The sequence below is a fragment of the Acinetobacter sp. AOR34_HL genome (genome assembly GCF_027854795.1).
Lineage (GTDB): Bacteria > Pseudomonadota > Gammaproteobacteria > Pseudomonadales > Moraxellaceae > Acinetobacter > Acinetobacter junii.
Window position 1 is genome coordinate 1 of record NZ_JAKTID010000045.1, and the last position, 21,236, is coordinate 21,236.

Below are 21,236 nucleotides of genomic sequence, written 5' to 3' on the forward strand. Positions count from 1 at the left end.
TAGGGTCTGTTGACATTTACTGTTCATAATTAAACCTATAAAGGTAGCCATAAAAATATACAGGCTAAGGCAACAGCACTTTGATAATTTCTTTTGAGCTTGTCATATCGAGTAGCTATCCCTCTAAATTGTTTTAATCTACAAAACATATTTTCAACTAAATGCCTGATTTTATATAAATACCAGTCCATATGATCATTGTTCGATTGGCTATTTATTTTCTTTGGTATATTCGCTTTTGTTCCTGTTTTTCTGATCTGCTCACGCAGTGGTTCTGAATCATAGCCTTTATCTGCGCATACCACTTCTGTCTCTTTTAAATCTAATGTTGCTATTAAATCAGGTGCAACTTTGATGTCATGTGTAGTGCCATCGGTAATCATGAAATCAATAGGATTGCCATGTGAATCAACAATCAAATGTATTTTTGAGGAGTTTCCTCCTACACTTTTAGAAATGGATTGATTCGCTATACCGGCAGAATGTTGATGAGCACGTACGTGAGAGCCATCAATAAAAATCCACTCCATATCGGGGCATGATGCTAATAATTTGAATAATCTAAGCAACTTACCGCTGCTTGACCAACGATTAAAACGTTTGAAAATAGAGTTTGATTGACCGAAATAGGAAGGAATATCTCGCCACGGACAGCCTGTTCTAATTCTATAGAGAATAGCTTCAATAAAATTACGTAAATTTGAGTTGTGATGAATAGATAAATTACGCAAAATAGTTTTCAACTTTTGCCAGTGTTGATCTGTCAGCATGGTACGAGGCATAGCGAATAGTAAAATTAGGTTTGGCGATTTGATTTTACTACTTCGCTATTTTTTTAAGCTAAAAGTGTCAACACACCCTATAAGCATTTAAAAAATATCGTCACTAATTAACATTCATTAGCTGAATAAATAGCTCATCCATAACTAATTGCGACTGAACATTTTGCTCCAACATTAGTTTTTTCTGCTGGAAATCCGAATAAATTGAGAACAGAGTTTCTAAGTTATATATTTGAGCCAAATCATCAAAAACTAAATCTTGATTTTTTAATTGCTGATTTAGCTTTAGACGAATAACATCCGCAAACAAGTATTCAAACATAACCATAAAATCTGCAAAACTTAGCTCTTTCGACCATTTATTAGCATAATGCAAAGGCATACTCTTTTCAGAACAAAGCTTAGACCAATCTTTTAAAAATGATGCTCGTTTATCTAACCACTCACTGTTTTGTATTTCGATTGCAGTTAATGGCATTCCATTAGCAAGATTGAGTAGCAAAGACAGTTGTAGTGGTTTCAGATCAGAAATTCTTTCTTTCAAAAAATTCTGAGCATCCTCATCTTTTAAGCGATCTAATGCAAAGTGTTGCAATCGACTCCGAATAGTTGCAGGTAATTTCAAATAATGATCTGCAACCAAGATCAAAACAACTTTCTCACCAGGTTCTTCTAAAGTTTTTAATAAAGCATTTGATGAAGCTATATTTAAAGCTTCAGCAGGTTCAATGACTACAACACGCCAGCCTTCACCAGTTTGCTGAACAAAAGGTAAAAGATCTCGAATTTTTTCAATCTTAATTTTTGCATTTTGCTTTTTATTATCTTCATCTGTTGTGATGTGAACATAGTTAGGATGTGTATCCGACTTTAACCATTGACAGCTACTACATTCGCCACAGGCATTTTCAGATTGTTTATTTAAACATAACACCCATGCTACAAATCTATCGGTAAACTCTTGTTTAGCACATCCTTTCTTTCCATAAAACAATAAACCATGCCCAACATCAGGAAAATGCGAGGTTAAAAGATCCCAAGTTTGCTGATGCCAAGGATAATGTTCATAGATTTGAACTTCTTTTGTCATATTATTCAAAGAAACTGATAGACATTGAGTTTAATCGATCTAAATCTTCCTGAGTATCAACTCCGGGCGGAAGGTTTGCTTCAGCAATAGCTATGGCAATGCGATGACCGTTTTCAAGCACCCTGAGTTGCTCAAGACTTTCTAATTTTTCAAGCACACCTTGATCCCAAGTTACATATTCTTGTAATAGTTTAACTCGATAGGCATACAAACCTAGATGGCGGTAAGCACTGCTATGCATTGATTGCTGTTTTTGTTTCGCCCCATCACGATCATAAGGGATAGTTGCGCGGCTAAAATACAATGCTTCATTATGTTTTGACATGACAACTTTGACGATACTATCTCGCTGAAATTCATCCAAAACGCTGATTGGCTCGCACAACGTAGACATTGAGCAATTTGGATTATCAACGAGAAGCTGTGAAACCTGTTTAACTAATTTTGCAGGTAATAAAGGTTCATCACCCTGAACATTCACAATAATGTCATCTTCCGCCCATCCTTTTAAACGAGCTACTTCACTTAAACGATCCGTACCAGATAGATGATCAGGGCTTGTCAATACCACATCAACGCCTTCTGCACGGCAGATCTCGGCAATTCGCTCATCATCTGTCGCAACACATAAATCATCAAAGCCCTCAACTTTTTTTGCCTGATCAACCACTCGTAAAATCATTGGACGACCATGTATCAGCAATAATGGTTTAGCTGGTAATCTCGAACTTGCAAAACGTGCAGGAATGACAATGTGTTTCATGGTATATCTCTAAGACAAATGAATACCAACTTGTTGTAATTGTTGCTCCAACAAGTCATAACAATCGGATGATAAAACGGCTTCTACGGGTACAACCCAAATAGGGATATTGAATTCTGGATGTTGAATTAAAATTTCTTTTAATTTAACAGCATCTTTTTCTGTTGTGATAATCGCATTCTGATTCTGAAAACTTAGATCACTCAGTTTATATTCATGATGATCCGGAAACTCATGCGCTTGAAATTGCTCAATTCCTAAATTTTGCAAAGTCTGATAAAAACGCTGAGGAAAACCAATACCAACCACAGCATGATAGCTTTGCTTCGAATCAAATTGATTAGATAAATTATCAGATCTGAGTAAATAAGGCTTACCCACTTGCAAATGCATATTGAGCAATGATTGAGGCTGTTTGCTATGTACAATCACACTACTATTTTGTAGACGTGATTTTGGCTCTCGCAAATACCCTTCAGGCAACAGCTTTTCATTCCCTAAACCACGATTTTGATCTAAAACAATCCATTCAATTTGACGATCTAAAGCCCAGTGCTGAAGACCATCATCACTAATAATCAAATCCAATGAATAGTTCTGCAATAATAACTCTATAGAAGATTGTCTATTTGGACCAACTGCCATTGCAACACCAGTCGATTGAACAATTAAAGCGGGTTCATCACCAATAATCTCAGGCGATGACTCTTTATGTACCAGCGCTGGAAATGGACCAACCCCTCCATAACCACGACTAATTACACCTACCGACAACCCTTTGCTTTGCAAATATTTTACTAGTTGAATTAGCAAAGGAGTTTTTCCACTTCCGCCAACTGTAATATTTCCAATAACCATAACTGGGATTGGTGCCGTATAGATTTTCTTCAGCCTGTATGTGTACATCGCTTTATTCATCAAAAATGCAAAGCGATAAAGCCATGACAAAGGTCTTAAAACGATCAGCCATTTCTCTTGGTTATTCCAAGCAGTCTGAATCGTCTGTGCCAGTGACATGATTAATTTTCCTCAAAATTGCGCTGATGCAACTGATAATACATTCCTTGTTTAGCGATCAATTCTAAGTGAGTTCCTTGCTCGATAATTTGTCCTTTATCCATCACAACAATCAAATCGGCATTTTCAACAGTAGATAATCGATGAGCAATTACAATCGTGGTACGACCTTGCATCGCTTCATCAAAGGCTTGTTGTATAAAGTATTCTGATTCGTTATCAAGCGCGCTTGTTGCCTCATCTAAAATTAGAATTGGCGAATCTTTCAGAATTGCTCTCGCAATCGCAATACGTTGACGTTGTCCACCAGATAAATTCAGACCTTGAGCACCAAGTATAGTGTCATAACCTTGAGGCAAACTCATGATGAAATCATGTGCATAGGCAGCTTTAGCAGCAGCAATCACTTGCTCATCACTAGCATTTTGCAATTGTCCGTAGGCGATATTGTCACGCACTGAACGATTAAACAGAACGACTTGTTGGTTCACCATTGCAATTTGCGATCTTAAACACAGCAACTCGATTTCTTGAACAGGAATATCATCAAAATATATACCGCCACTACTTAACTCTTGGAAACGCGGCAACATGTTTACCAATGAGGTTTTACCAGCCCCTGACCGCCCCACGAGTGCAATAGTTTGACCAGCTTGAATATTTAAAGAGAAATCTTTAATGGCTTTGGTACCATCAGAATATTCCAAGCAAGCTTGATCAAATCGAATATTACCTTTCAATTGAGGCTTCAATTGCCCTTTATTTTCTTCTTCAGGTAAATCCAATAATTCAAAAACCGAATGTGCTGCAGCTAAACCGCGCTGAAGTTTTTCATTGATGTCAGTTAAGTTTTTTACGGGCTTAGATATTAAACCAGCAGCGGTGATATAAGAGACGAATTCGCCAGCGGATGTGTCACCAAAAACCTGCGGGCGCAAAGCTAACCATAAAATGATTGCCATTGCACAAGACAAAATCAGTTGCACCACTGGACTATTGATATTCTGAACAACCACCATCTTCAAACCACGACGAAGGTTTTCTTCAGATGACTTATAGAAGCGTTGTTGCTCAAAAGCTTCACCAGTAAAACTTTTAACTACAGAATTACCATTGATGGTTTCTTGAACCACATGATTGACATCACCCATGGTATTTTGTACTTGTATCGAAAGCTTTCTCATGCGCTTTGCTGCTACACGAACTAAAATACCAATCACTGGCATAAAAACGATAATACACATCGTTAAGCGCCAGTTGGTATAAAACAAATAACTTAATAAACCTATGACAATCAGGCCATCTTTGACTAATGTCTGTAAAGAATCAGAGGATGCAGCTGTTAATTGCTGCACGTTATACATTAATTTTGCACTAATATGACCAGAGGTATTATCTAAATAATATTGTGCAGGCAATCTAAGCAGCTTCGCATAAACCTCTTGGCGAATACTAAAAACCAAACGTCTTGAGATTACAGCGGTAAAATATCCACCTAAGAATAATCCAACACCTCTAAAGAACATTAACAACACGATCAATGCAGGAAACAGATTTAGGTTTTCTCTGCTTCCATTTTGAATTGCATCAATAATAAACTTCAGCAATTTGGCTACCGAGACTTCGGTAGCCGCATTGATACCAAAACCAAGTAATACGAATAAGGCAATACCCCAATAAGATTTTAGATAAGCTAAAAGGCGTAAATAAACCTTAAAATCTTGATTCACTCGGTGAAACCTCTAGTTGGAACTTTAGTGCTAATGTTAACGTTAACAAATCCAAGCTGACCTGCAACATCCATCACACGTATTACATCCTGATGGGCGGCTTTAGCATCAGCAGCGATGATAAAGATAAAGTCGCGACGTTCTTGTGCAACTTGCTTAATAGCTGTACTGAGATCAGCTGTATCTTTTGTCGATAATGCTTGACCATTCACGGAATAATGGCCTGTGGAGTCTACCATGATTTCAATTTTTTGATCGAATTGTTTAGGCGGTACACCTTGAGCATCGGGCAAAGTTAGATTTATACGACTTTGCTGACTAAATGTCGTCGAAAGTAATAAAAACACCAAAATAAATAACATACAGTCAATCATTGGTGTCAAATTGATATGAATATCTTCAACTTGAGAACGTTTAAATTTCATTAGATCACCTATGCTTAGCTTGCAAGGCGATGTTCTTGTACATGTGGTACTTTTTTGTAGAAAAGTGCAGCATGGAACAAGGTAGATTGTTGTTCTAACTCAGCAGTATATTCGTGTACAACACGTTGAAAGTATCTATAAGCAATCATCGCTGGAATAGCAATTAACATACCAACAGCCGTTGTGATTAAGGCTTTAGAAATACCAGGCATCATCATACTTGCATTTCCTGCTGATCCCACATCAATCACCAAGAAAGATTCAATAATACCTAAAACCGTACCAAGCAAACCCAATAAAGGGGCTATTGCGCTCAATGTACCCAAGAAATTGATGTTCTTCTCTAAGAAAGAAATTTCTTGTGAAGCTGCCGCCTCCATTTGCGCACGCGCAAATTGTTCACCCTGTTCTTTGTGTTCGTACCCAGCAAGTAGAATACGTCCTAAAGGTGATTTCTTTGCTTGCTCTTGCTGTAAATTTGAAATTACAGTCTCAGCATTAGAACCATTTACAAATAAATCTCTAGGTAATACTTGAGAACGTTTCAAACGAATGTAGCGTTCAATTGTGATTGCAACCGTAAAAATTGATGAGAGAATAAGCGGCAGCATTAACCAACCGCCCGCTTTTACCAGTTCCCACATATTATTCCCCAATAATATTTAAAATAATTAGGACGAATCCTAAATATTAGTTAGGCAAACAAATATTTAGAATCCCATCCAACTCATCCAATGAGTGATAGTGAATGACCATTTTCCCTTTTCCTTGTTGGTTATGGTCAATTTTGACATTCGCACCAAAGCGTTCAGATAGCTTTTGAGTTAATTGTTCAATATCTGGAGAAATTTTCACTTTCTCCTTTTCTGGTTTTGGCTCACTCCACTCACGAACCAATTGCTCAGTTTGACGCACTGACAAACCTTTTTCAATCACGATTTTTGCAACTTCAATTTGTTCTTTAGTCTTTAAAGTCAAAATTGCACGGGCATGCCCCATATCAATCTGACCTTGTTGCATATAATCTTTAATTGGGTCTGCTAAACTTAATAAGCGCAACAAATTACTAACTGTAGTACGTGCTTTACCAACAGTATCTGCAATTTCTTGGTGACTTAAACCAAATTCATCATGAAAACGTTGCAATGCAAGTGCTTGATCAATAGGATTTAAATCCTGGCGTTGAATATTTTCAATTAAGGCTAATGCTATCGCGACCTGATCATTCAACTCTCTTACAATTGCAGGAATTTCAGTTAATCCCGCCATAATTGCAGCACGCCAACGTCGCTCACCCGCAATAATTTCATATGGATGTTGTTCATCATCCACAAGACGAATCACGATAGGCTGCATTACACCATGTTTTTCAATCGATGATGCAAGCTCTTGTAAATCCTGTTCTTGAATAAAACGACGTGGTTGATATTCTCCACGCTTTAACGAGTTAACATCAATTTGCTTGAGTTGACCATGATCCAAGGCTTGTGCTTCTAGTTGCAGTTTTTCTTTTTGAATCGAACCTAGCAACGCATCTAAACCACGACCTTTAGCCAATCCGCGTTTTTTGATGCTCATACAGCACTTCCTTTTTTCACTTTACTTTTTTTAAGCATTTCCGCTGCCAAATTTAAATATGCAACGGCACCTTTAGAACTCTTTTCAAAATAGATCACAGGTAAACCATGTGCTGGCGCTTCAGCCAAACGAATATTACGAGGGATAACCGTATCATAGAGCTTTTTACCAAAATATTGCTCAAGCTCAGAAGATACATCACGTGTTAACGCATTTCTTGCATCATACATGGTACGTAACACACCAATGATTTCCAAGTTTGGATTGAGTGCTTTTTGTATACGGTCGATGGTTTGCGTGAGGTCTGCAAGGCCTTCTAAAGCATAGTACTCACACTGCATCGGAATGATCACACCATTCACTGCTGCAAGTGCATTTACAGTAATCAAGCTTAGACTTGGAGCACAATCCACAATAATGTAATCAAAAGCTGAATCTACCTCTTCTAATGCTTTTTTGAGGATAAATTCACGACCTTCTTGCTCAGCGATTGCTAGCTCTACTCCTGCAAGCTCACGGTTTGCACCCAAAACTTTATATCCTACTTCTGCTTTTTGAATTGCAGTTTCGATCGGCACTTCACCTAATAAGACATCAGTAACAGAATACAAAAGATCATTCTTTTGTACGCCAGACCCCATTGTTGCATTACCTTGCGAGTCCATATCAACTAACAAGACACGCTTCTTTAAAATCGCCAAAGAAGCAGCAAGATTAACTGCGGTTGTTGTTTTCCCTACGCCACCTTTTTGGTTAGCAATTGCAATAATATGTGCCATGATTACCCTTAATATTTTTATTAAATTCGTTGAAGCAAAAGCAAATGACGTTGTTCATCTAATCTTGGTACTTTCAATTCGACAATCTGAGACTGATATTGACCTTTTAATTGATCAAGTTCATCAGTTGGAATCAAACCTTTCATTGCTGCAATAATACTTTTTTCATGCATATATGGCTGTGCAGCATCTACAAAGTCAGTTAGTGAAGCGAATGCTCGACTTGTAATTACATCGAACTGACCAAGTTCATTGATACTGTCTTCATTTTCAACACGTGTTTGCACTGCAATTACATTTTTCAGATTTAAATCAGCAATAAACTGTTTTAGAAAACGAATTTTCTTGCCATTTGAATCAAGCAAAACACAATCACGTTCTGGTTGACATAAAGCAATAATCATTCCAGGCATTCCACCACCTGTACCTACATCTAATAAACGCCCTTTTGGTAGATCATTCAAGATACTTAAACTATCTAATAAATGTTTAACCAGCATTTCTTTAGGGTCGCGTATTGCTGTTAGGTTATATGCCTTATTCCACAATACTAGCGCATCTTGATATTTTAATAAGAGTGTTAAAGCCTCTTCGCTGAGGTTTAATCCTAAAGCTTGACTACCTTGCTTTAATTCTTGAAAAAAATGATGCATGACAGTGTAACATCTCGATAAATTTGCTGTGCAGTATACCGATTTCTGATACAAGACACAGTAGGACTTGTTGAACGATTATGCAGTTAATCATCTATGTTCATGATAAACTGCACAATCCATCAAATTTTCTGCCTTGGTTCAACAACATCAAAGCACGACAAATATCTTCTTAGGCAAATTCACCTTGTTTAATTTTATTATCAAGCTCTTCTAACCGCTCAGGCGTACCAACATCAACCCAAATACCCTGCATTTTCTCAGCTGAAACTAATTCTTGTGACATTGCCTGTTTAAGTAAAGGTGCTAATGGTCTCTTACCATTCTCCAGACCTTTAAACATATTCGGTGATAATACCGCAATACCACTATAGGTTAATGCTTCACCCAATGACTCCTGCTCAAATGTATAAGCCAAATCATTCAATAAAATGAAATCACCTTTCAAATGCTGAGGAGGATTATCAACCAATACTAAATGCGCTTGCTTGTCACCTAAATGAACATTCAGCAATGAAGAGAAATCCATAGTTGTCCAGACATCACCATTGACTAGAATGAAAGGCTTATCACCCAATAAAGGCAATGCATTGATAATACCACCTGCCGTCTCAAGTCCCTCACCCTCATGCGACCATAAGATAGTTACACCAAATTGAGAACCATCTCCAAGCGCAGCCGCAAGTTTGTCTCCCAACCAAGCAGTATTGATCACAATTTCAGAGACACCTATCTTTTGCAATTTTTCGATATGCCAAACAATTAAAGGCTTTCCACCAACTTCAAGCAAAGGTTTTGGTGTATGCAACGTTAGCGGTCGCATACGATTTCCAAGACCTGCGGCAAGAATCATAGCTCTCATTATGCAGCAACCTCATAATCACCATATTTTGCAATGAACTTTGGCATAACGATTTCACGCATAAATTGCATAAAGTCATTCAATTCATCATAACCTTGACTTTCTTCAAGCAGATACCACATCACTCTTGGCAGATCTTTTAGATAACCTGATTTTCCATCACGCTCGAATAAACGAACAAAAATACCTAAAATTTTAAGATGACGCTGAATCGCCATAAGATCAGCATCACGCTTAAACTGCTCAAAACTCCGATTTTCTTTCGCTTTTGCTGGCAACAAGTTATAAAAGACTTCAAACCATTCATAAACGCGCTCGGCATTCCACTGTACATAGGCATCTCGTGTAATCGAGATTAAATCATAAGTATCAGCACCAATTACCGCATCTTGGAAATCAATAACACCGAGTTCTTGCTCATTTTCAATTTTCATCAGATTACGACTGTGAAAATCACGATGAACGATTACTTGAGGTTGATTAGTTGCTTCAATCGCAAGAAAATCGAAAGCGTGCTCAATTGTTTCTAATTGCTGTTCTGTTGGTTGAATATTTAATGAAGGTAGCATCCATTCTGTTAACAAACGCATCTCAGTCATTAATTTCTCATATGAATATGCAGGCAAATGAGATTTCCCGTCAATTTGCTGCAATTCAATAAGTTGTTTAAAGCTCTGGGCATAATATTGATCAACTGTTTTATCATTTAACAATGTTGATAACACTACATCACCAAAATCTTCCAACAATAATAATCCTTGCTCCAAATCTTTAGCTACGATATGAGGAACTCGCACCCCATTCGCATCAAAGAACTCATCAATCGTCACAAACGGAACGCAATCTTCTTTTTCAGGAGGCGCATCCATGAGCATATATGTTTTGTTTTGTAACCCAACTCGTGCATAGCGGCGGAAACTCGCATCTCCAGCAAGAAAGTTGATTTCAAACTGATCAGATTTGAGAACGGCTTCAAGCCAAGTTTGTATCAATTGTTCACGTTGTGTATTCATTTGCAATAAAATCTAAAACTAGCTGAGATTTTGAAAGCTTAAGTGTAGCCACTTATCAACTTTTTCTCTATGATGCGACAATAATTAATTGTGAATTAGCATACTGGTTAATGAGACAATGAAACATCAGTTTAAATTTAATCCTTTAGCAACTGCTATTTTGACACTCTTGTGTGGCGGCTCGATTCAATCAGGTTTCGCAGCAACCAACACGTCTCATGTCTCTACACTAGACAATGCTCAACTCAAAGCCAAAATTCAGAAAGACCAAGAAACCTACCCTGGCGAAAGTTTTTTTCAGCAATACTATGTAGACAAATCAGCACCAGAAGCTCAATTGCGTGACAATCGCTATTTAAGCTCATCTTTTTGCCAAGGTACATGGATTACGCCTATCAACCCTGAAAGTAGACCCAAAGATGCGAATAGCACCACCTCTGTTATTACGGCAGACTATGGTCACTACAATCCAAATGGTGATTCGGTTTTACGAGGTGACGTAATTATCGACCAAGAAGGTCGCAATATTCGCGCAGATGAGGTTACTTTAGATTCATCTCAAACATATGCAAATGCGAAAGGTCGAGTTCAACTCGCTCAATCAGGTTTACTCACCCAAAGCGATCAAATCAATTACAACTTAAAAACCCAAACTGGCGACTTAAATAACAGTTTTTATATTTCTGAACAACAACATGCTCATGGTTATGCAAGCCAAATCAAACGTCAAAATGAAAATTTGGTTATTCTTAAGGATGCTAGTTATACAGCTTGCCCACCTGAACAAAAACCTGCTTGGAAAATTCAGGCTAAACAAATTGAACTGAATCAAGAAACTGGTCGTGGTGTGACTAGAGGAACTAAACTATATGTAAAAGATGTTCCTGTCTTAGCTGTTCCTTATTTTAATTTCCCAATTGATGATAGGCGCACCACTGGTCTTTTAAGTCCAAATTTTGGTTATAGCAATGATGGTGGTGCTCAACTTACCGTTCCTGTTTATCTTAATCTTGCACCTAATTATGATCTAACACTCACACCAAGCTTTATGAGCAAACGTGGAGCAAAGTTGGATGCAGAATTTAGATATATGACTGAGAATTTTGGTTCAGGACGTATTTGGGGTGGCTATCTACCAAATGACAATGAATACGACAACAAAGATCGTGATGACTTACATTTTGAACACAATTGGAACATCACAGATCAATGGTCTACGAACCTAGAATTTAACCATGCATCAGATAAAGATTATTTTTCTGATTTTAACTCAAACCCAAATTCAAAAACTGATTTAAACCTACGCCGTGCATGGGAATTGAATTATAAAAATGGCATTCCTGGCTTAAAAACTCAGTTAAAAGTCGAAGATTTCCAAACCCTAGATGAAACGATTGAGGATAAAGACAAACCCTATGCTCGCTTACCTCAGTTCCTTCTCAATTATGTAACAGGTAATCCACAAGGTTTACAATACGAGTTTAATAATGATACAGCTTATTTTAAAAAGTCTATAAATGATGGCTCAGCTTTAGAGTCAAGTGGTACTCGTATCTATAACCAATTTGCTGTTCGTTATAACTACATAACACCATCATGGTTCTACGCTATTCCTGAATTATCCGTACGTACGATTAATACATTCTACGATCAAGATACTAAAGAAGGTTTAGGCTTATCGGCTTCCGATGATTTAGAGAAGTCTGTCGTTGTGCCGCAATTTACGTTCGCAACTGGTGTAACTTTTGAGAAAGATGGCAAATATCTTCAAAGCATCTCACCAAGAGCGTTCTATGCTTACTCACCTTATAAAAAGCAAGATGATCATCCAAACTTTGACTCTACAACTGCATCTATTAGTTATGATCAATTATTTAACCCTTACCGCTTTTATGGGCACGACCGCTTAGAGGATAATAATTTCTTATCTTTGGGTGTTACATACAGCTTACTAGATACAGAAGGCTTAGAGCGTATTAGAGCGAGTCTAGGTCAAAGTTATTATTTTAATGACAGACGTGTAACCCTGAACGAAGAGCCTGATGAGTTCGACACGCAAAAAAGAACAGGTCCGATTATTAGCCTAGCGAGTCAATTGAATCAGAACTTCACCTTAGCTGCCAATTCTGCATGGATGTCTAATGGTGAAAACGCACAACGTGATTTTCAAGCATATTACGTCGGCGATAAAGGTAATCTCTACAATGTAGGCTATTTTTATCGTAAAGATATTCCAGACCGTCAAGATTCTTATGATCAAGCTGTTGCATCCTTTATACAACCTGTAAAAGATAATTGGCGTATTATGGGGCATGCTCAATATGACTTAGACAATAATTTGATGCGCGAGTATTTACTTGGCGTCAATTATGAGTCTTGTTGTTGGGCTGTCTCTGTATATGGACGCTCGTACTACAACGATTTAGATGATCCTAATTCTCCTGATGTACGTAGAAAGCGTGCTGTAATGGCTGAGTTTACACTTAAAGGTTTAGGCGCCTTAAATAATAAGCTTGCCTCACTTTTAGAAAGCAGAGTTTTAGGTTTCAACAAAATTAATCAATCTTGGACACAACGTTAATGAAGATAAATTCTATTCAACATATCTTTAGAGCTACTGTTCTAGCCGCCCTAATTTCTTCATCAATGCATAGCTTTGCTCAACCTACGGATGAGGTTGTCGCAATTGTGGATAATAGTGTCATTCTTAAAAGTGATTTAGAACAAGGAATTGCTGAAACTGAGCATCAACTTAAAGCACAAAATAAAACTGTGCCACCACAACAATACTTACAGATGCAAGTTTTAGATCAGTTGATCATCCGACAAGCTCAATTAGAACAAGTTAAACGTTACGGTATTAAAGCCGACGAAAAAAGTTTAAATGCTGCTGTTTTGAAAGTGGCAAATCAATCTGGCGCTACTACCTTAGAAGCGTTCCAACAAAAACTAGACGCAATTGCGCCAGGTACATATGAAAACTTAAGAAACCGTATTGCTGAAGATTTAGCAATCGGACGCTTACGTCAACAACAAGTAATGTCGCGAATTAAAATCAGCGACTTAGATGTTGAAAATTTCCTAAATTCACCTGAAGGTCAAGCCGCATTAGGCACTCAAGCTCATGTGATTCATATGCGTATCTCAGGAGATAATGCAGCAGAAGCACAAAAAGTTGCCTTAGAAGTAAAAAATGCGCTTACGAGTAGTGATGATCCAAAAGCAATCAGCTCTAAATTATCAACTTCTTCTGTGAAAGTTGATGGCGCAGACATGGGATTTAGATCACTTTCTGAAATTCCAACTGAACTCGCAGCGCGAATCACCCCATTGAAAATAGGTCAAACAACTGAACTTATTAATGTTCGTGATGGTATCCACGTTCTTAAATTACTTGAACGCAAACAAAATGATCAAAAAGCTTTAGTGGATCAATACCAAACACGTCATATTTTAATCCAACCTTCTGAAGTTGTATCTTTAGACCGTGCTAAACAAATGATTGATAGTCTATACAATCGTGCTAAAGCTGGCGAAGATTTTGCAACACTTGCTGCAACATATTCAAATGATACAGGTTCAGCTCGTGATGGAGGTAGCTTGGGTTGGGTTAGCCCGGGCGTTATGGTTGCTGAATTTGAACAGACAATGAAGAATACTCCTGTAGGTCAAATTAGCAAACCATTCCAAACACAATTTGGATGGCACATCCTGCAAGTGATGGATACTCGCCAACAAGACATGACCAAAGAAGTACAAGAACGTATGGCACGTCAGATTCTCGGTGAACGTCAATTTGATACTGAAGTAGATACTTGGATGCGTGAGCTTCGCGCCAATGCCTACGTTGAAATTAAAGATGTCAATTTAGACTCAAAAGCGCAGCAAAAATAAATTCTGCCTCAAAAAATGCCAGCTATATGCTGGCATTTTTTTCATACAAATATAAAAATAGCGGCAAATGCCGCTATTTTTTAAATTACAAGTTAATCACTTATAACGATCAACCATCTTCTCTAAAGAAATTGGGCGAATCTTATCTGCATTACCAGCCGTACCAAATGCTTCATATCGTGCAATACAGATGTCTTTCATTGCTTCAACTGTTTCACCAAAGAATTTACGTGGATCAAATTCACTTGGCTTCTCAGCCATCATACGACGCATCGCGCCAGTAGATGCCAAACGTAAATCGGTATCAATATTAATTTTACGAACACCATGTTTGATCGCTTCTACAAGCTGATCTACTGGCACACCGTAAGTTTCTTTAATATCACCACCATATTGGTTAATAATCGCCAACCACTCTTGTGGTACAGAGCTTGAACCATGCATTACAAGATGCGTGTTTGGTAGTGCAGCATGAATTTCTTTGATTCGATCAATTGCCAAGATATCGCCTGTAGGTGGACGAGTAAACTTGTATGCACCATGAGAAGTACCCACAGCAATCGCTAAAGCGTCAACATCAGTATCAGCAACGAATTGTGTTGCTTCTTCTACAGAAGTTAGCAATTGAGAATGGTCTAATACGCCCTCAGCGCCAACACCATCTTCTTCACCAGCCATACCAGTTTCAAGGCTACCTAAGCAACCAATCTCACCTTCAACAGAAACGCCACATGCGTGAGCCATAGCTACAACACGACGAGTAACATCAACATTGTAATCATATGAAGTTGGTGTCTTACCATCAGCTCCCAAAGAACCATCCATCATCACTGAGCTAAAGCCCAACTGGATAGAGCGTTGGCAGACATCAGGGCTTGTACCGTGATCTTGATGCATTACCACTGGAATATGTGGCCATTCTTCAATCGCAGCTAAAATAAGATGACGTAAGAAAGGTGCACCTGCATATTTACGCGCACCAGCAGAAGCTTGTACGATTACAGGTGAATTCGTTGCATCAGCTGCGAGCATAATTGCACGCATTTGTTCTAAGTTGTTTACGTTAAACGCTGGTACGCCGTAGTTATGTTCTGCAGCGTGATCCAAGAGCTGGCGCATTGAGATTAGAGCCATAATATCCTCCCAGGTAATGCGCCATATTCTACATGTTGATTTGTTTCAATTCAGCAACTAATCACAGGATTTCAAAAAAATTCTTAATCTTTTGTATCATTTGGGTAGCAAAAGATACTAAAAAATAAAAAAAGCTAAATCGTCGCATGATTTAGCTTTTTAAATGATTCAACAAACAAATTCTAATTTGAAATTGCTTTAATCAAATCAACAATATCCCTCGATTCGCGTAAGGGGTAATTTCTTCCCAATCGCCTTTTCAATCTCAGGCAAATAGAACGCATCATCTTCTGATAAGAAGCTAATACTTACACCTTGAGCACCTGCACGTCCAGTACGACCAATACGATGAACATAATCATCTGATTGCTCAGGCAAGGTAAAGTTAATGACGTGCGATACACCATCAACATGAATACCACGACCAGCAACATCAGTCGCAATCATAATATTGTTTTTACCTTGTTTAAACTGATCAAGCATCTTCAATCGTTTGTCTTGTGCAATCTCACCAGACAACATTCCTACTTTATAACCATCACGTTTTAAATGATCATACAATCGACGAACCTGATCTCTACGGTTTGCAAAGATCATTACTTTATCAATAGGTTCTTCACGAAGAATTTCTTGAAGCAATTTATATTTATCTTTGTTTTCTACAACGTAAACTCGTTGCTCGACATCATTATTGGTTTTCTGTTCAGGTTCAATTTCTACCGTAACAGGTTCAAATAACCATTGTCTTGCCAAATTCAATACATCATAGCTAAATGTTGCTGAAAACATTAAAGTTTGGCGTTGCTCTTTGAATGGAGAAAAACGAACAATTCGTTTTACTGATGGGATAAATCCCATATCAAGCAAGCGATCAGCTTCATCAATCACTAAAAATTCAATTTTATCTAACCAAACTTCTTTTTGTTCAACAAAATCAATTAAACGCCCTGGCGTTGCAACAATAATATCAACAAAGTTGCGATCCAACATTTTCTTTTGTTTTTCAAAGTCTACACCACCTAATAGAGTGACAAGATGTAGATCAGTGAACTTTGTCAAATGCTGGGCATCACTTTCAATCTGTAATGCAAGCTCACGAGTAGGAGCTAAGATTAATGCTCGTGGTTCACCACGAAAACGTTGCTCTTGTACTGGATTGGTTAATAAATCATTAATCACACTGATTAGAAAGGCAGCTGTTTTACCCGTCCCTGTCTGTGCTCGACCAATGGCATCATGCCCTGCTAATGTATATTTTAAAACCTTTTGTTGAATAGGAGTCATTTGTGTGAACCCCAAAGCATCAATGGCTTTTTTCAACTGCGGATGTAAATTTAAGGTTTCAAAACCAGACGTCATATATGCTCTCGAACCATCAATGACTAAAGAAAGTGGCTATTATAAACAAAAACGCCCCAAATAACATTGGAGCGTTTTTTATTGCGTTAAAGCAACAAATTAGTCTAAAGGCTGAACGTTTTCAGCTTGGAAACCTTTTTGTCCTTGAACTACGCTGAATTCTACGCGTTGGCCGTCACGTAATGAACGGTGACCTTCGCCTACAATTGCGCGGAAATGAACAAATACGTCATCACCACCATTACGCTGAATAAAACCAAAGCCTTTAGTGTCGTTAAACCACTTTACTACGCCTTGTTCACGAGCTGTCATAAGTCAATCCTCAGATATTGAAAGATAAGGACCTTCCGGTGTTGCAAACAGCAGAGCCAACAAGGTTTTAAAATATTTATAATTTTAAAGCTTGTAATCATTCTGTAAAACTATCAACAATTTCCGGTTACATCCATTTGTTATAGGGTTTAATACAAGAAATTTATATTAAACACTTTCTAAAACGCATCGAGCTTAACACGGGTTTATTCCAATTAATAGATTTATTTTTAGTAATTTCCTAGCACTCTATCTGTTTTATTCAACCATTTAGCGCTTTTTTTGCTAAAAATTTTCCGTGTAAAATAGTGAAAATTTGTTAAGATAATTTTCAATTAAGCTTTGTTTATTACTATGTCTCAAATTGAAGGCTCGCCCGAAATAATTGATGCGCTAGGACAACCTTGCCCTATGCCACTTTTGATGTTGAAACGCGCTATTAAGAAGTCATCAGGATCAAAGCAATATCTTTTAAAATCATCAGACCCGCATAGTGAAATTGATGTAACACGATATTGCCAAATTCAACAACTTCAATGTCAAACACAGAAAATTTCAGACCGAGAATTTCACTATTTAATTGAATCTATTTGATTCTTTGATAAACTCTCGGTAAAGATAAAATTGAAATATTTACATTTCTATACTCAAATTTCCTTAGTGATGAAGAACATTCGCATTAAGATGAAATTATTGACTTTAATACCATCCTATAAGGAGACTCCATGACTACTGACAGCAGCAATCAATTGATGCCCCTGTCATTGTCTGCGCCAGGCGTTAACCTTGGTGCATATATCAGTACTGTCAATCAAATTCCTATTTTAACGGCAGAGCAAGAGAAAGAACTTGCTGAACGTTATTATTATGACCAAGACCTTGATGCTGCCAAACTTTTGGTAATGTCACACTTACGCTTTGTCGTACATATTGCACGCAGCTATGCAGGTTACGGATTACCACAAGGTGATCTCATTCAAGAAGGTAACCTCGGATTAATGAAAGCTGTTAAGCGCTTCGATCCTAATATGGGTGTGCGCTTAGTTTCTTTTGCTGTGCATTGGATTAAAGCCGAAATTCATGAATATGTTATTCGTAACTGGCGAATTGTTAAAATTGCTACTACGAAAGCTCAACGTAAATTATTTTTCAATTTGCGTAGTCTTAAAAAATCAAGTAAACGTTTGACTTTAGAAGAAGCTCAATCAATTGCAAATGATTTGAATGTGACTCCTGAGCAAGTGCTCGAAATGGAAGGTCGTTTAACCGCTTACGATGCTGCTTTTGAAGCGCAAGGTGATGATGACGATGATACACCACACACCGCGCCTGCACTTTATCTAGAAGATAATCGTTACGACCCTGCACGCCTAATTGAAGAAGAAGATTACGAAGAACAAAGTACTTCTGCATTACATGAGGCCATGGATCAACTTGATGATCGTTCTCGTAATATTTTACAGCGTCGTTGGTTAGACGATGACAAATCAACTTTGCATGAATTGGCTGCTGAATATAATGTTTCTGCTGAACGTATTCGCCAGCTTGAAAAGAATGCAATGGAAAAAATTAAAATTGCGATGTCAGCAAGTTAAATTCAGAACAAACACAAGGGCGACAATGCCCTTTTGTTTTATCCAGCTTTGTTAAAAGCTTCGAATATGTTAACTTTGTTCATCAATTTTCCAGTTCCATTTTCATTATGTGGATAGCAATTTCTGCGCTTAATCTTGCACTTGCAGTTATGTTAGGTGCTTTTGGTGCTCATGGGCTTAAATCTATTGCTACAGTAGAGCAACTCGCTTGGTGGAGCACTGCAACGCAATATTTTTTCTACCATGCTCTAGGTTTACTCATTTTAGCTGTACTCAAAAAAACCACACCAACATTCCCAATAAAAATTCCTTTTATTTTGATTCAAATTGGCATCATATTTTTCTGCGGTTCGTTATACATTATGTCGCTTAGTTTACCTCGAATATTAGGTGCAATCACTCCGATTGGTGGTGCATTTATGATTGCAGGTTGGCTATTACTCGCATGGTATGCGATCAAACATGCGAAATAAGGATTTATCATGCATATCTATTTAAACGGCGAGTCAACAGACACGTCATGTGAAAATCTACAGCAATTGATTCAAAGCTTGGCACTTGAAGGCAAACGCTTTGCCGTAGAGAAGAACCAACAGATTATTCCAAAAAGTAGACTTGAGCAAACAACAATTGCTCCAGAAGATCGTATTGAAATTATTCAAGCTGTTGGTGGCGGTTAATCGGCTAAAAATGGAGTAAGCCCATGCAAGATTCCCCTTTAATTATTGGTTCACGTACTTTCCAATCTCGTCTACTGGTCGGAACTGGTAAATATAAAGATCTCAATGAAACTGATTTAGCGATTCAAGCGAGTGGCGCTGAAATTGTGACCGTTGCAATTCGCCGCGTAAACATTGGTCAACATGCCGATCAACCAAATTTACTCTCAGTCATTCCACCTGAAAAATATACAATTTTGCCGAATACTGCTGGCTGTTTTGATGCAGATAGCGCAATTCGCACCTGTATGCTGGCTCGTGAACTACTTGATGGTCACAATCTGGTAAAGCTAGAAGTACTCGGTGATGAAAAAACCTTATATCCAAATGTAACTGCAACACTTAAAGCAGCGCAAACCCTGATAGATGATGGTTTTGAGATCATGGTCTACACCTCGGATGATCCGATTGTTGCACAAGAACTTGAAAGTATGGGGTGTGTTGCGATCATGCCTTTGGGTAGTTTAATTGGTTCTGGTCTTGGTATTTTGAATCCACATACCATTTCAATCATCAAAGAAAACGCTAAAGTTCCTGTGCTGGTGGATGCTGGTGTGGGTACTGCCAGTGATGCTGCTATTGCAATGGAACTTGGCTGTGACGGCGTACTGATGAACACGGCGATTGCTGCGGCTCAAAATCCAATTTTAATGGCTTCTGCCATGAAAAAAGCCGTTGAAGCAGGTCGTGAAGCATTCTTGGCGGGTCGTATGCCGCGTAAGCGTATGGCGAATGCCAGCTCGCCTGAGACAGGTTATTTCTTTAAGTAAGAAAAGAAAAAGCAAAGGGAGCTATTTGCTCCCTTTTTTAATCGCCAAAACACTCATTTCTTTCTAGCATTTTAATGTTATCTGTAATGAGCTTTTTATATCATTCACAATATATTTTGGTGCAAGGATAAACAAAAGCATTTCAGCCCAATACGGCTCACTCTTAACATACACTTCCATCGATAATTTTTTCATTAATTGACAATAATCATGATAAGCAATGTTATGAGTTTTATAGTTCACAGGACCATCAAACAAATTAAAAATCGTATTAAGTTCATATTGAGTTATATCAGCATTCCTTCCGACGGGCTGAGGATAAAATTCCTTTAATGTTGAATATTTAAACAACAACCAGTTTAAAGAATAAATGACTCTGGAATCATAAACTGCATAAGCCTGATGATCCATAAATGATGCTACTTTTGATAAAGAAGAGATCACTGAAAAAGTAGTTCTTGTTAAAGCACCTTTTGTAAGTTCACTTTCAAATTGAAGCAATAACAGGTCATTTTTAGGATTTTGCTTAAAAGAACGTATACCTCCCCACTCTTGAATCAACCAGTACCGACCAGCTAAATCATCTGAATTCAATAAAGAATTGAAATTATGTTTTAAATAAATATTTTGCTCAAATATAGAGGTAAGATGCACAGGGATTGGTAATGGATTACTTTCTGGCAACTCCCATATAAAATATTTTTCTAACGGATGCTGTTTCGCTAGCTCTTTCAATGTTTGAATTAGCTGGTGCATGATTC

Annotated in this window: 23 protein-coding genes; 7 read left to right on the plus strand and 16 right to left on the minus strand. The window is 37.8% G+C overall.

The annotated features are described in order from the left end of the window. Window positions 1-35: 35 nt before the first annotated feature. From MKL32_RS07620 to MKL32_RS07675, 12 genes are all read right to left on the minus strand, one after another. Entirely contained in the window at window positions 36-782 is a 747-nt protein-coding gene (locus MKL32_RS07620) for an IS5 family transposase (protein WP_004912080.1), read from the minus strand. A gap of 103 nt (window positions 783-885) precedes the next feature. Beyond that, window positions 886-1,872 (minus strand): DNA polymerase III subunit delta', encoded by a 987-nt coding sequence (locus MKL32_RS07625; RefSeq protein WP_005402538.1) that lies wholly within the window; start codon window positions 1,870-1,872, stop codon window positions 886-888. Between the two features lies 1 nt (window position 1,873). After that, window positions 1,874-2,635: a 3-deoxy-manno-octulosonate cytidylyltransferase gene (gene kdsB / locus MKL32_RS07630; protein WP_004962209.1), complete on the minus strand. Its 762-nt coding sequence runs from the start codon at window positions 2,633-2,635 to the stop codon at window positions 1,874-1,876. Between the two features lie 9 nt (window positions 2,636-2,644). Beyond that, a complete protein-coding gene (gene lpxK, locus MKL32_RS07635; RefSeq protein WP_005402537.1) occupies window positions 2,645-3,652 on the minus strand; it encodes a tetraacyldisaccharide 4'-kinase in 1,008 nt (335 codons plus the stop codon). A 2-nt stretch (window positions 3,653-3,654) separates the two neighbouring features. Then, a complete protein-coding gene (msbA, locus tag MKL32_RS07640; RefSeq protein ID WP_042891017.1) occupies window positions 3,655-5,382 on the minus strand; it encodes a lipid A export permease/ATP-binding protein MsbA in 1,728 nt (575 codons plus the stop codon). Beyond that, the gene (locus MKL32_RS07645; protein ID WP_270900372.1) at window positions 5,379-5,807 is read right to left on the minus strand and encodes an ExbD/TolR family protein; all 429 of its coding nucleotides are present in this window, start codon (window positions 5,805-5,807) and stop codon (window positions 5,379-5,381) included. The genes msbA and MKL32_RS07645 overlap by 4 nt, the downstream gene beginning before the upstream one ends. A 14-nt stretch (window positions 5,808-5,821) precedes the next feature. Then, a complete protein-coding gene (locus tag MKL32_RS07650; protein ID WP_042891015.1) occupies window positions 5,822-6,451 on the minus strand; it encodes a MotA/TolQ/ExbB proton channel family protein in 630 nt (209 codons plus the stop codon). Between the two features lie 46 nt (window positions 6,452-6,497). Then, a complete protein-coding gene (locus MKL32_RS07655) occupies window positions 6,498-7,385 on the minus strand; it encodes a ParB/RepB/Spo0J family partition protein (protein ID WP_270900373.1) in 888 nt (295 codons plus the stop codon). Then, entirely contained in the window at window positions 7,382-8,164 is a 783-nt protein-coding gene (locus MKL32_RS07660; protein ID WP_004911554.1) for a ParA family protein, read from the minus strand. The genes MKL32_RS07655 and MKL32_RS07660 overlap by 4 nt, the downstream gene beginning before the upstream one ends. Before the next feature lie 20 nt (window positions 8,165-8,184). Continuing rightward, on the minus strand, window positions 8,185-8,817 hold the full coding sequence (rsmG, locus tag MKL32_RS07665; RefSeq protein ID WP_005402532.1) for a 16S rRNA (guanine(527)-N(7))-methyltransferase RsmG: 633 nt from the start codon (window positions 8,815-8,817) through the stop codon (window positions 8,185-8,187). Window positions 8,818-8,989: 172 nt separating this feature from the next. Next, window positions 8,990-9,679 carry an N-acetylmuramate alpha-1-phosphate uridylyltransferase MurU gene (gene murU, locus MKL32_RS07670; RefSeq protein WP_005402531.1) on the minus strand — a complete coding sequence of 230 codons (690 nt, stop codon included), beginning with the start codon at window positions 9,677-9,679 and terminating at the stop codon, window positions 8,990-8,992. Further along, the gene (locus tag MKL32_RS07675; RefSeq protein WP_004962229.1) at window positions 9,679-10,692 is read right to left on the minus strand and encodes an aminoglycoside phosphotransferase family protein; all 1,014 of its coding nucleotides are present in this window, start codon (window positions 10,690-10,692) and stop codon (window positions 9,679-9,681) included. The genes murU and MKL32_RS07675 overlap by 1 nt, the downstream gene beginning before the upstream one ends. A 118-nt stretch (window positions 10,693-10,810) precedes the next feature. On the opposite strand from MKL32_RS07675, the gene MKL32_RS07680 reads away from it, so the two are divergent. After that, window positions 10,811-13,273: an LPS-assembly protein LptD gene (locus MKL32_RS07680; protein WP_005402529.1), complete on the plus strand. Its 2,463-nt coding sequence runs from the start codon at window positions 10,811-10,813 to the stop codon at window positions 13,271-13,273. Next, window positions 13,273-14,586, plus strand: coding sequence for a peptidylprolyl isomerase (locus MKL32_RS07685; RefSeq protein ID WP_151790375.1), 1,314 nt, complete (start codon window positions 13,273-13,275; stop codon window positions 14,584-14,586). The genes MKL32_RS07680 and MKL32_RS07685 overlap by 1 nt, the downstream gene beginning before the upstream one ends. A gap of 96 nt (window positions 14,587-14,682) precedes the next feature. On the opposite strand, the gene fba is transcribed toward MKL32_RS07685, so the two are convergent. The 3 genes from fba to MKL32_RS07700 form a co-directional block, all read right to left on the minus strand. Then, entirely contained in the window at window positions 14,683-15,720 is a 1,038-nt protein-coding gene (gene fba, locus MKL32_RS07690) for a class II fructose-bisphosphate aldolase (RefSeq protein WP_004954063.1), read from the minus strand. Window positions 15,721-15,927: 207 nt separating this feature from the next. Further along, window positions 15,928-17,079 carry an ATP-dependent RNA helicase RhlB gene (gene rhlB / locus MKL32_RS07695; protein WP_004911568.1) on the minus strand — a complete coding sequence of 384 codons (1,152 nt, stop codon included), beginning with the start codon at window positions 17,077-17,079 and terminating at the stop codon, window positions 15,928-15,930. A 99-nt stretch (window positions 17,080-17,178) separates the two neighbouring features. Further along, on the minus strand, window positions 17,179-17,391 hold the full coding sequence (locus MKL32_RS07700; protein WP_004911569.1) for a cold-shock protein: 213 nt from the start codon (window positions 17,389-17,391) through the stop codon (window positions 17,179-17,181). 354 nt (window positions 17,392-17,745) lie between these two features. Between MKL32_RS07700 and MKL32_RS07705 the strand changes: the two genes are divergently transcribed. From MKL32_RS07705 to MKL32_RS07725, 5 genes are all read left to right on the plus strand, one after another. Further along, window positions 17,746-17,985, plus strand: coding sequence for a sulfurtransferase TusA family protein (locus tag MKL32_RS07705; protein WP_004954060.1), 240 nt, complete (start codon window positions 17,746-17,748; stop codon window positions 17,983-17,985). A 131-nt stretch (window positions 17,986-18,116) separates the two neighbouring features. After that, complete coding sequence (gene rpoH, locus MKL32_RS07710; RefSeq protein WP_004911572.1) at window positions 18,117-18,986, plus strand: RNA polymerase sigma factor RpoH; 870 nt, start codon at window positions 18,117-18,119, stop codon at window positions 18,984-18,986. Window positions 18,987-19,093: 107 nt separating this feature from the next. After that, window positions 19,094-19,459: a DUF423 domain-containing protein gene (locus MKL32_RS07715; RefSeq protein ID WP_005402527.1), complete on the plus strand. Its 366-nt coding sequence runs from the start codon at window positions 19,094-19,096 to the stop codon at window positions 19,457-19,459. A 9-nt stretch (window positions 19,460-19,468) separates the two neighbouring features. Beyond that, window positions 19,469-19,666 (plus strand): sulfur carrier protein ThiS, encoded by a 198-nt coding sequence (thiS, locus tag MKL32_RS07720; RefSeq protein WP_004911577.1) that lies wholly within the window; start codon window positions 19,469-19,471, stop codon window positions 19,664-19,666. Window positions 19,667-19,689: 23 nt separating this feature from the next. Then, a complete protein-coding gene (locus MKL32_RS07725; RefSeq protein WP_004639328.1) occupies window positions 19,690-20,475 on the plus strand; it encodes a thiazole synthase in 786 nt (261 codons plus the stop codon). Between the two features lie 63 nt (window positions 20,476-20,538). On the opposite strand, the gene MKL32_RS07730 is transcribed toward MKL32_RS07725, so the two are convergent. Then, entirely contained in the window at window positions 20,539-21,231 is a 693-nt protein-coding gene (locus MKL32_RS07730) for a hypothetical protein (protein WP_212388831.1), read from the minus strand. Window positions 21,232-21,236: the final 5 nt, after the last annotated feature.

Bases quoted from the DNA above. Each gene is read 5' to 3' on its own strand.
- MKL32_RS07620 (WP_004912080.1), bottom strand. From the start codon at position 782: ATGCCTCGTACCATGCTGACAGATCAACACTGGCAAAAGTTGAAAACT.
- MKL32_RS07625 (WP_005402538.1), bottom strand. From the start codon at position 1,872: ATGACAAAAGAAGTTCAAATCTATGAACATTATCCTTGGCATCAGCAA.
- kdsB (WP_004962209.1), bottom strand. From the start codon at position 2,635: ATGAAACACATTGTCATTCCTGCACGTTTTGCAAGTTCGAGATTACCA.
- lpxK (WP_005402537.1), bottom strand. From the start codon at position 3,652: ATGTCACTGGCACAGACGATTCAGACTGCTTGGAATAACCAAGAGAAA.
- MKL32_RS07645 (WP_270900372.1), bottom strand. From the start codon at position 5,807: ATGAAATTTAAACGTTCTCAAGTTGAAGATATTCATATCAATTTGACA.
- MKL32_RS07650 (WP_042891015.1), bottom strand. From the start codon at position 6,451: ATGTGGGAACTGGTAAAAGCGGGCGGTTGGTTAATGCTGCCGCTTATT.
- MKL32_RS07655 (WP_270900373.1), bottom strand. From the start codon at position 7,385: ATGAGCATCAAAAAACGCGGATTGGCTAAAGGTCGTGGTTTAGATGCG.
- MKL32_RS07660 (WP_004911554.1), bottom strand. From the start codon at position 8,164: ATGGCACATATTATTGCAATTGCTAACCAAAAAGGTGGCGTAGGGAAA.
- rsmG (WP_005402532.1), bottom strand. From the start codon at position 8,817: ATGCATCATTTTTTTCAAGAATTAAAGCAAGGTAGTCAAGCTTTAGGA.
- murU (WP_005402531.1), bottom strand. From the start codon at position 9,679: ATGAGAGCTATGATTCTTGCCGCAGGTCTTGGAAATCGTATGCGACCG.
- MKL32_RS07675 (WP_004962229.1), bottom strand. From the start codon at position 10,692: ATGAATACACAACGTGAACAATTGATACAAACTTGGCTTGAAGCCGTT.
- MKL32_RS07680 (WP_005402529.1), top strand. From the start codon at position 10,811: ATGAAACATCAGTTTAAATTTAATCCTTTAGCAACTGCTATTTTGACA.
- MKL32_RS07685 (WP_151790375.1), top strand. From the start codon at position 13,273: ATGAAGATAAATTCTATTCAACATATCTTTAGAGCTACTGTTCTAGCC.
- fba (WP_004954063.1), bottom strand. From the start codon at position 15,720: ATGGCTCTAATCTCAATGCGCCAGCTCTTGGATCACGCTGCAGAACAT.
- rhlB (WP_004911568.1), bottom strand. From the start codon at position 17,079: ATGACGTCTGGTTTTGAAACCTTAAATTTACATCCGCAGTTGAAAAAA.
- MKL32_RS07700 (WP_004911569.1), bottom strand. From the start codon at position 17,391: ATGACAGCTCGTGAACAAGGCGTAGTAAAGTGGTTTAACGACACTAAA.
- MKL32_RS07705 (WP_004954060.1), top strand. From the start codon at position 17,746: ATGTCTCAAATTGAAGGCTCGCCCGAAATAATTGATGCGCTAGGACAA.
- rpoH (WP_004911572.1), top strand. From the start codon at position 18,117: ATGACTACTGACAGCAGCAATCAATTGATGCCCCTGTCATTGTCTGCG.
- MKL32_RS07715 (WP_005402527.1), top strand. From the start codon at position 19,094: ATGTGGATAGCAATTTCTGCGCTTAATCTTGCACTTGCAGTTATGTTA.
- thiS (WP_004911577.1), top strand. From the start codon at position 19,469: ATGCATATCTATTTAAACGGCGAGTCAACAGACACGTCATGTGAAAAT.
- MKL32_RS07725 (WP_004639328.1), top strand. From the start codon at position 19,690: ATGCAAGATTCCCCTTTAATTATTGGTTCACGTACTTTCCAATCTCGT.
- MKL32_RS07730 (WP_212388831.1), bottom strand. From the start codon at position 21,231: ATGCACCAGCTAATTCAAACATTGAAAGAGCTAGCGAAACAGCATCCG.